General features: G+C 47.3%; 8 protein-coding genes. All 8 read right to left on the bottom strand.

Going from position 1 to position 9,459, the window contains the following annotated elements; translation table 11 throughout:
* Positions 1-13: 13 nt before the first annotated feature.
* The 8 genes from WKT01_RS03355 to WKT01_RS03320 all read right to left on the bottom strand — a co-directional run bounded on the left by WKT01_RS03355 (position 14) and on the right by WKT01_RS03320 (position 9,439).
* Entirely contained in the window at positions 14-1,303 is a 1,290-nt protein-coding gene (locus WKT01_RS03355) for a glycoside hydrolase family 3 protein (RefSeq protein WP_340311442.1), read from the bottom strand.
* Positions 1,293-2,120, bottom strand: coding sequence for a lectin-like protein (locus WKT01_RS03350; protein ID WP_117974127.1), 828 nt, complete (start codon positions 2,118-2,120; stop codon positions 1,293-1,295). The genes WKT01_RS03355 and WKT01_RS03350 overlap by 11 nt, the downstream gene beginning before the upstream one ends.
* Before the next feature lie 12 nt (positions 2,121-2,132).
* Positions 2,133-2,774, bottom strand: a complete 642-nt coding sequence (locus tag WKT01_RS03345) for a zinc ribbon domain-containing protein (protein WP_117974030.1) — start codon at positions 2,772-2,774, stop codon at positions 2,133-2,135.
* A gap of 42 nt (positions 2,775-2,816) precedes the next feature.
* A complete protein-coding gene (locus tag WKT01_RS03340) occupies positions 2,817-3,083 on the bottom strand; it encodes a zinc-ribbon domain-containing protein (protein ID WP_117974028.1) in 267 nt (88 codons plus the stop codon).
* A 179-nt stretch (positions 3,084-3,262) separates the two neighbouring features.
* The gene (locus tag WKT01_RS03335) at positions 3,263-3,910 is read right to left on the bottom strand and encodes a zinc ribbon domain-containing protein (protein ID WP_117974026.1); all 648 of its coding nucleotides are present in this window, start codon (positions 3,908-3,910) and stop codon (positions 3,263-3,265) included.
* A 32-nt stretch (positions 3,911-3,942) separates the two neighbouring features.
* Entirely contained in the window at positions 3,943-4,590 is a 648-nt protein-coding gene (locus WKT01_RS03330; RefSeq protein ID WP_117974024.1) for a zinc-ribbon domain-containing protein, read from the bottom strand.
* 11 nt (positions 4,591-4,601) lie between these two features.
* On the bottom strand, positions 4,602-5,624 hold the full coding sequence (locus WKT01_RS03325; RefSeq protein WP_117974021.1) for a hypothetical protein: 1,023 nt from the start codon (positions 5,622-5,624) through the stop codon (positions 4,602-4,604).
* A gap of 77 nt (positions 5,625-5,701) precedes the next feature.
* Entirely contained in the window at positions 5,702-9,439 is a 3,738-nt protein-coding gene (locus WKT01_RS03320) for a S8 family serine peptidase (protein WP_059068002.1), read from the bottom strand.
* Between the last annotated feature and the right edge of the window lie 20 nt (positions 9,440-9,459).

Raw genomic sequence — 9,459 nt, 5'->3', positions numbered from 1 at the left:
TTTTTTATGAATACTATAGTTTTAATTTTAACTCTATAATCCTTTTGACCGATTCATCCAGGCGCTCCTCTGAAATTTCTCCGCTGGCCACCGCACTTAAGATTCCCTCGTATGCGCCATAAAAATCTGCCGGCATTAAAATCATATCTACGCCTGCTTTTACCGCCTCTGCCGCTGCTGTATCCGAGGAATAATTTGCGGAGATTGCTCCCATATTCATGGCATCTGTGACAATGATCCCTTCATATCCCAGCTCCTTGCGCAGAATGTCTGTCACCATATTTCCAGAAAGCGTTGCCGGTGTGCCCTCTCCTGTTATTTCCGGCACCGTTATGTGCCCTATCATAACGAATTCACTTCCCGCTTCTATACCTGCCTGAAAAGGAAGGAATTCGCACTCTCTAAGTTCTTCCGGACTCCTCGCCGCATAAGCAAAACCCTCATGCGAATCTTCGGCAGTCCCGCCATGTCCCGGAAAATGTTTCAAAGCTGTGCAAATACCTGCGCTATGAAAGCCCCGCACAGCCGCTGCTGTCATATCGGACACAAGCTGTACATCCGATCCAAAGGAACGATACCGGACAACTGTGTTCTCCGGATTCAGCCATATATCCGCATCCGGCGCAAAATCCAGGTTAAAGCCATATTCTGCCAGACAACCACCTATATAAGCCCCAGTCTCATATGCCTTCATCGGATCACCGGTACTTCCTACATCGCTCATGTTCCCCCTATTTTCCACAGGGAACGTCTCATTTCCCGCGATCCTTGCGACTGTCCCGCCTTCTTCGTCTACCGCGAGAAAAGGCTTTAATCCAACCGCATTGATACTCATTCCCTCTATCGTATGATTCAGCTCAGTGATCTGCTCGGGAGATACGATATTTCCCTGCATCATGATAAAACCGCCTACCGGATAAGATGCGAATGCATTTTGCAATACGTCTCCCGCCTGCGTTAAAACTTCTTCCTGGGTCAATGTCTCCGGCGTAATGATAAAAAGCTGCGCCGCTTTTTCTTCCACTGTCATTTCCAAAAGAATTCTTTCTGCTTCAGATACGCTTTTTTTCGGCTGTTGTATCTCCTCGTTCTCTTTTTTCTCCGGTCGTTTTTCCTGCGTATGCCCGCTGTCTTTTGTTGTCTTCGGGCGGGATCCTACAGAAGATGTTTCTGCGCTTTTCTCTATGATCTCTCGGATACTCATTCCAATCACCACTATGCAGATCAGGCACAGCAATACTGCCGCAAAAATAAGAAACTTCCTCTTTTTATCCTGCTTCTTCTTTCCTTTATCAGTCTTCATACTCACAGATATATCCTATTTTCCCGGAAAAATCAGGTGCTACAGCCAGAATATCGTTCGGCACGTCGTTAAAGACCCATTCCCCGCTGCCCTGATAGTAAAAAATATCCAGACAGTCTTCTTCCGTCGTTCCATCCTTAAAACTCGGCTCGTTATCCATCCACTCATTCGCGCACCAGTATGTGTCCGTATTGATCTGCTCCCCATACAGCTCATTTTTCTCATTCACCCAATAATATTCTTCGGAACCCGGATTCCGTCTTCCTCCGATCCGAAATTGGATATCCTGCATATTTAGCCTAAGTATCTCCGACAGGATCATATCATATTCTTCTTTACTGTTTATGCGGGCAAGATACCCTCCCGCATTTAAACAATACTGGTATGCCTCACTCCATGTACAATCCGAAATAAAGAGTTCATATCTGTGGACTCCGCCTTCTTCAGAATCATACACTTTTTTCTCTTCTGCCGGCTCCTTTTTATTCTTGTCCTCATCTGCTTCTTTTAAATCCTTTTTATCCTCATCCTCTGGATCTTCTTCCTCTTTCCCGGAATCTTTTGTTGTTTTCTTGTCTGCGTCCGGCGCTCCTTTATACTCTTCTATCCGGGCAGACAATTCTTCTTTCGAATCTTTCACATGGTATTCGTCTGTCACGATCCATACGCAGATACCAGCTAAAATCCCCAGTATAAGAACCAAAGAAACTATGACTGCCGGAAGTTTTGACTTCTTCTTTTTTACCAGAGACGCGCCGCACTTTTCACAAAAAACATCCCCTTCATTGACAGGGCTGTTACATTTCGGACATCGCATGTTTACTCCTCCCTATCCTATCGGTGTTCCACATCCCGTACAGAACTTTTGCCCCTCTTTTAATTCCTTTCCGCAATTCGGACATACGGATTTCTGCACTTCCTCCTGCGCCTGCTCATATGGCTGTGCTTCTGTATATGCCTCTGTCTGCGCCTCTGCGTCTACTACCTCTTTTTCTACTTTAGCGCCGCAGTTCACACAGAATACCTGCCCTTCTTCCAGAAATGCGCCGCAAGAACTGCAAACTCTTCCAGATGGAGCCTGCTCAGGCGTTTCTGCAGTTTGCTCTGGGAGTTCTATTTTGGCTCCGCATACATTACAAAACTTCGAATCCTCCGAAATCTCCGCATTACAATTTGGGCAAAAAATCGTGCCTTTGATCTTGCGCAGCTGTTCTTTTAATTCCTCTGCCTGTATATCTAACTCTCGAATCCTTGCCGCCACTTCTGTGCCAGTAGGTATGATATCCTGTCCCTGCTCTGCACAAAAGTCATAGTATGCCCTTCCAAGCTGCTCAAAAGCTTCCTTTTTCTGGCTTTCCAGCCCCCGCAGATTTGCTGATATCTTTACAGAATCTGTTGCTTCTTTTGTCTTTTGCAGTGCCCCCTGTCCAAACATAGAAATTTTCTTATCCAAATCATTTAAAAATGCCATTTCATGTATCCTCCTCTTCCCTGTAAATTTTCTGTTCTTCTTTTATCCTATCTTTCTTCCACATCCTCCACAGAAAACAGCCCCCGGTTCGAGTACAGCTCCACATCCGGGACATATGCCGGTATCTGCCTGTGTATCCTCAACTTCCTCTATTGCCCTCTTTAGCCTAGTAATCCTGTCAAAAAGAGAAAGAAGCTGCGGCAGCGGATCTTCAAAACCGCCTTCATAATATTCTTTTCCTAATTCCAGATATGCTTCTTTTAACGCATTTTCCAGTTCTTCTCTTTTCTCTCTTTCTTCGCTGCTCATGTGCCTCGCCTCCTTACTTTAGGATTTATGATACCATTATTCTATATGCCGGTCAACCAACCCTTACGCACCTTTTCCATATCTTTTCCCTCCTCATAGCAGCCTGCCCGAGTCATGGGATCTTCCCCTTTCTATACGACAAAAACCTGCCGGATCCACTCCGGCAGGCTCATCCGTTTTTAGAAACTTGATGGACTTAAGTACCATTTTCCGTCTACCTTGATCACAGTCAAAGTTTCTTCTGAATCTTCCTCTTCCTCTCCGTCCACATAAACTGTAAGCGTTACGTCCAACTCTCTCGCAGCTTTAATATCCTCCCGGATATTATAGTAATCTTTCAATTCATCTTTTATGTCTTTGATGTCGTCTTTGTCCAGCTTTTCGTTGTCTTCAATCTTATATTTGAATTCCAGATCTTCGTCTTCATATTCCTCGTCTGAGAACATATACTCAAATTCTTCTTCCATCATGTCTTCCAGATCTTTTCTGTCCACGCCCATCTCGTCTTCCAAAGCCTCGATGGTTTCATCGGAAAAAGCAGACAAGATCATCTCTCCGTCCTGTTCTTCCACACCTTTGATCAGATTTTTAATTGGTTTTTCGTATCCCTTTCCAAACACGGTCTTTCCCAACACCACGGCCAGGATGATCACCACGACCGCGATCACCGCGATCAGTCCGATGGCAAGATACGGCGGCTTCTTTCCCGTCTTTACCTGCCCGGTTTCTCCGTTATTCCCTGCATTTGCATTTCCTGCAGATGCACCGCATTTTGGACAGAATTTTGCCCCCTCCGCTATCTGCGCGCCACAATTTTTACAAAACATCCTCTTTTCCTCCTGTTTCCCTTTTTTGTATTTTAATATTCAAAGCTTCCCCAGTTTAGATACCATTTCCCGTCCACTTTGATCACTTCCATTGTAACATCCACTTCGTCTTCTTTGTCGCCGTCCTCGTAAATGGTAAACGCGACTTCCAGTTCCCGCGCCGCACTGACATCCTCCCGGATGTCCATGTACTCCTTTAATTCCTTTTCGATATCTTTGATGTCATCTTTATCCAGTTTCTCATTGTCTTCGATCTTATATTTTATTTTAATATCTTTTCCTTCCAGTTCTTCGCTCGTCAGCGCATAGATAGCATTCTTTTCCCAATATTTTTCCAGTTTTCTGCCTTCTAAACCATAGTTGTCCTCCATCTTTTTGACCGTCTTTTCACTGTAAGCAGATAAGATCTTTTCGCCGTCTTCCTGCTCGATCCCTTTTACAAATGCTTTCAGCGGCTTTACATAGCCTCTGCCAAACAAAAATTTCCCTGCCAGCAGCAACACGATCACGCCTAACACAATTGCGCCGATCGCCAGATACGGCGGTTTCTTAGCAGACTGGGTCTGCGCATTGGAACCACTTTGCTGACTGCTATTGCCGCCGTCTGCTGCCGGTGTTCCACATTTAGAACAAAATTTTGCCCCCTCTTTTATCTGTGCTCCACAATTTTTACAAAACATATAAGTCCCTCCTATACTAAAGTAAATATATTTTCTTTATTTTTTATATATATTTTGGTTCCTCTGGGAACATAGTACTTACGTCCTTTTCCCAGCGGCTGTCCGCTTTCCAGAAATACTGTCTTCACCGCGAACGGCGCCACACAGTATTGTCCCTCTTCCGCTTCATAGCGGACAGATACGAGCGCCTGCGGACTCTCAAAAGTACTTAAGACCGCGCTTTCTTCTGCCCAGAGGAAGAAGATCTCCGGCACGCCTTTTAACGCATAGCGCTTTCCGCTGTGCAGACCGGCCTCCCCGCATATTTCCCCGGAAAATCTTTCTGTATCTTTTCCGCTTTCTTCCTGCTCCTGTATAAAAGCCGCACGTTCCTTTTCCTGCTCTTCCTCAAACAGCTCTTCTTTTAACATCTGCTCTGTCTGTCCGGGAAACTCCATTTTTTCTGTCTCATATTCCGGGAATGTATCCTCCATATAAGGCATCGCGATCGTTTCCTCTTCCGCTCCGAAGACTTCTTCCATCTCCGGCTCTGCATCCTCTTTTCCCCTGCTCCACAGTAAAATCCCGATCAGTGATAAAAGGAAAAGAAACACATAACATACGGCAAAGATCAAAAATGTCAGGATCTGCAGTTCAACCGCATTTTCCTTTCCCACGAGCAGCGCTGTCTTTTCCATCTCTTTTAAGGAACCACAAAGCAAAAACAAAATTCCTCCAAGCGCCGCGCCGTCTAAGATACTTGAGATCATCCCGACCACATAGGGAATGCGTCCCGGCAGTATCGCAATGAGAAAAGCGCCCAGCAGAATCGCCAATACAACGCCTGCTATCCCCCATATAGAACTTTCTGTATACGTCCGCACAGCCGAAAACAACAGTTCTTCTGCTTCTGTCCCCGTATAAAAGCCAAGTCCCGTTTTAAAGATCTCCAGAAAAGACAATCTAAGAGTCCCGATTTTCACAAATGGTACAAAGCCCAAACCCACGGTCCCTGCCGCTAAAACAGCTATGATATACTTTAATTTTTCTTTCATGCCTGCATCCACCTCCCTGTCCCTTACATATTATACTGGATTCTATCTGGTTTTTCCATCTTTTTCAGCACTTTCTTTTATTGTGTTTTTTTCTTTTTCTTCCAATGACGCAGCGCCAAAATACCGAGCAGAGCAAAAATAACTCCTGCCGCTCCAATGATCACATAGCGTATCCAGCTGTGATCTATCAGTTCTCCATTTTCATTTTCTCCTGCCCTGTATTGCAGGTCATATCTGCCGTCTCCGTCTTCATCCACTTTGAGTACAGTCTTAGAAGCATTTTCTGCCACTGTATCGATCTTTGTATCCTCGTTGATCTCTATATCTTCAAATTCCCGGAAATCGGCATATTCGCCATCCTCGTCCATGAAACCGATCGTATAATCCATGCTGCCGTCTCCGGTGCCTTCTATCTGTACGTCATATTTTGTGCCTTCTTTCAAACGGAGGATCTTCACCCTGTCATCTTCCTTAGCAGCCTCTTCTGCACCAGTGTCCCCGATCTGTGTTTGACCGAAGAAGCCACTTCTCTCTTCACCGGCGCTTTCTTCTTGAACGCTTTCTCCGGCATCTCCTTCTTCAAACGTCAATGTACCAAAAGCGGTCCTGGTATTGAAGTCTTCTTCCTTGGAACTCAGTGTCTCTCCGCCGGATCTCACAGTCACATCCACTGGGCAGGCAATCTTAATATATATATACTGCTGGCCATTGATCGCATCCGCGATATCCTCAAAGAAGAATACCAGATTCTCTGCGTCATCCACTTCATAGTGATGTCCCTCGCTTGCGATCTGAGACAACAGCGACTGCGCCGCCGCTTTATCTTCTGACTCCAGGCTGCTGAAAAATCCCAGTGTATAAATCTCAATATCCTCTCCTTTCAGAGAATCTGCATAGGATATGAGCTCTTCCCCTTGTTTTCCATCGTTTGGCATGCCGTCGCTCATCAATACGATGCTCTTCTTCTTTGCGCTGCTGTAGGAAAGCATCTCTTGTGCCGTGCTTAAGCCTGCCTCTATATCCGTGCCGCCGTTTGCCCGGATACTATATGCCGCCGCTTCCAGAAAGCTCTGGTCTTTTGAAAAATCCGAGCGCATAGCTGCATCATTATTGTATGTTACGATACCAATACTCGCATCTTCCTTAAGAACCGTATCTACAAATTTCAGCGCCGCCTCCCTTGTTTCTTCGATCGGCACTTCAGAGGAACTGCCTTCTGCTACAGACTCCGCCATACTTCCGGAGTTATCCAGTACAAGTACAATATCCCTTTCCTCTGACATATCCCCATTGCCCGGCGTCAATTCCCCGTAGTCCATCTCTTCCGCCTCAAAGGCATAGTCCAGTACACATTCTGCTGGCTGTTCACTTCCTTCATACGCTATCGTACCTGTGATCTCGATGGTCTGTCCTAAGAGCTGGCCGCTGGACGGATCGATCCTGGCTGTCACCGCCGCCTTCTCATACGCAAACCCGTCGTCTTGAAGCAGCTGTGTCAGCGTAGTCCCTGCGGCTGCCTCCAGGGATTCCCGGCTCAGCCAAAAAGTGATCTCGTCTCCGTCTATTGCGCCATCCAAAAGAGAAGATTCCTGCAGATTGAAGAAATCAAAAATCTCCGGCTGTATCTCCTGCTCCATCTTCTGCTCTGTCGGCTCCGAGTACACATAGGACGCTACCCCCTTGGCATACGTCATCTCCCAAGAGGTATATTCCTTTCCGCTGCTGTATCCTTCTCCTTTCAGCCGGACACTGCTTATATCCTCTCTGTCATAATCGGAGATCTCGGTCTCCATCTGTGCGTTGATCAGGACCGTATCCCGATCACTGCCGTCAGGAACCTGTATTTCCATATCCAGATATACATTTTCCGTCCATTTGCCTTGCACTGTCGTGACCTTGGCTGCTTTTATATACTTTTCATAGATCCCTTTATCTGTATTTTCTGCTTCTATTCCCAGCGCCTTTTCCACAGCCTCCCCCACATTCAGAAGTGGAAGCGCATCTTCTTTGGAAGCTTCTGTTGCTTTATTCGGAGCGACCTGGGTCTGGGCGGTGTCCAGAAGTATACCCTTGATCTGCGCGCCGCTTAAGCCGGGCTGCGCGCCCCAGACTGCCGCAGCAGCGCCTGCAGTGATAGGCGCCGCCATAGAAGTCCCGGACATTTCTCCATATTTGCCTTTGACCGTACTGTAAATATCATCCCCCGGCGCCGCCAGCGTAGTCCTGTCTCCATAATTGGAAAAATCACAGAGTGTATATTCCCCGTCCTTATTTGGCCGCTCTGCCGCCGCCACGATGATGATCCGGTCCAGTATCGCCTGCGGCTCTACCTTTCCCCCGAAAGTTTCACAGTTTTCTTCTGTTACATTACAGAAAAGACCGTTATTTTGAGAATCATATCCTATGTCTTCTGCATTTCCGTTTCCTGCGGACTGTACGATCACAAAATCATATCCCCTTATAAGTAAAGCGGACATATACGCGGATGCTCTTGCGCCATGAGCCCATCGCTGTTCATCGCTGAGTATATCGCTCCCCGTCTCTTCCTTCAATCCTCCCGGGCTCAGTCCCTGGGATAAATTCACGATCGTGCGGGCGCCGCCTTCTTCTACAGAAGCGACTATCCCAGACAGAAGAGAACTGGTTGTATCCCATCCACCTTCTTTTTGCTGCGCATCTGACGGCTGCAGGTCCCAGCCCAGCATCCTGGCATTGGGCGCCACCCCTGCGATTCCCTTCTCATTATCCATGGCAGCGCCAATCAGCCCACTGACATGCGTCCCGTGATCGCTTTCGGAAGGAACATTCAGTTCTTCGTTGAGCAGAGTGATCGATAGGTCCTCATGTCCGGCATCCACGCCACTGTCTACGACTCCTACACTGACAGGAGACAGTTCCTTTCTGTGGTCCCAGGCAGCCGGTGCGTCGATTGCCTCCGCCCACCAGTTATTTCCGGAAGGAGCATCCACATCCCATGTATTATCTGTCCACAGCGCATTATACCAATATTTTCCAAATGGATCGTTGGGCTCATAATTCGATGTCACAGGGGCTGCCAGATCTGTCGTCGCCTCCTGCACGCCTTCCATCTGGCGGACTTCTTCGCAAAGGGCTTCCAGCTCCGCATAAGAGGAGGCTTCCACCCGGATCATCATGAGATCGATCACTTCTTCTTCCCCTGCGGCTTCTCCGTTCAGCGCCTCTACTACCGCCTGTTTATCATCCTTAGAAGTATCCGGCTCAAAGAACACCATGACGATATTGTTCACATAGAAGATCCCCGTCTCCTCATCCTGCGAGATATCCTCCTGCGTGTAGTCATACGGCGCAGCGCTCCCTCCCTCTTCCGGGGAAGGATCCGGACTGCTCATTCTGTCCATGATAAAAACCGCGCCTGCGGCGAGCAGACATACTACAAATACAGTACCGGCGATCAACGCAGGGATCATACGTTTTCCCGCCTTCTTTCCTGCAATCGCCATAAACAAAAGGATCCAGAAAAACAGCCAGGTCAGCCACACACCCTGCAGCATTCTAAATTCTGATACGCAAAACAAATATGCCGCTCCATAGTTAAGAGCCGCCGTAACCAGCAGAAAAGACATGCCAAGGATCCCCAGCACTGCCGCCAGACAGGTAAGCAGTACATGCAGGATCCTGTTTTTTATAAAACTTCCGCCAAATAAAATCCCCACCGGAACAACCGCAAACACAACAAAGGTAAACCCCCAGCGGTTCAGCTCGCCGCCCAGGGGAACAAACGCCAGTCCAAGCAGCGCAAGGACCGATACGATCCGCAAACTCATCTTTCTCATTCCCTTTTCCTCTTCTTCCT

It is taken from the genome of Mediterraneibacter sp. ICN-202921 (assembly GCF_037890075.1).
Lineage (GTDB): Bacteria > Bacillota > Clostridia > Lachnospirales > Lachnospiraceae > Mediterraneibacter > Mediterraneibacter massiliensis.
The sequence above is the reverse complement of the archived record's forward strand: the minus strand, read 5'-3'. Positions and strand labels throughout refer to the sequence as shown.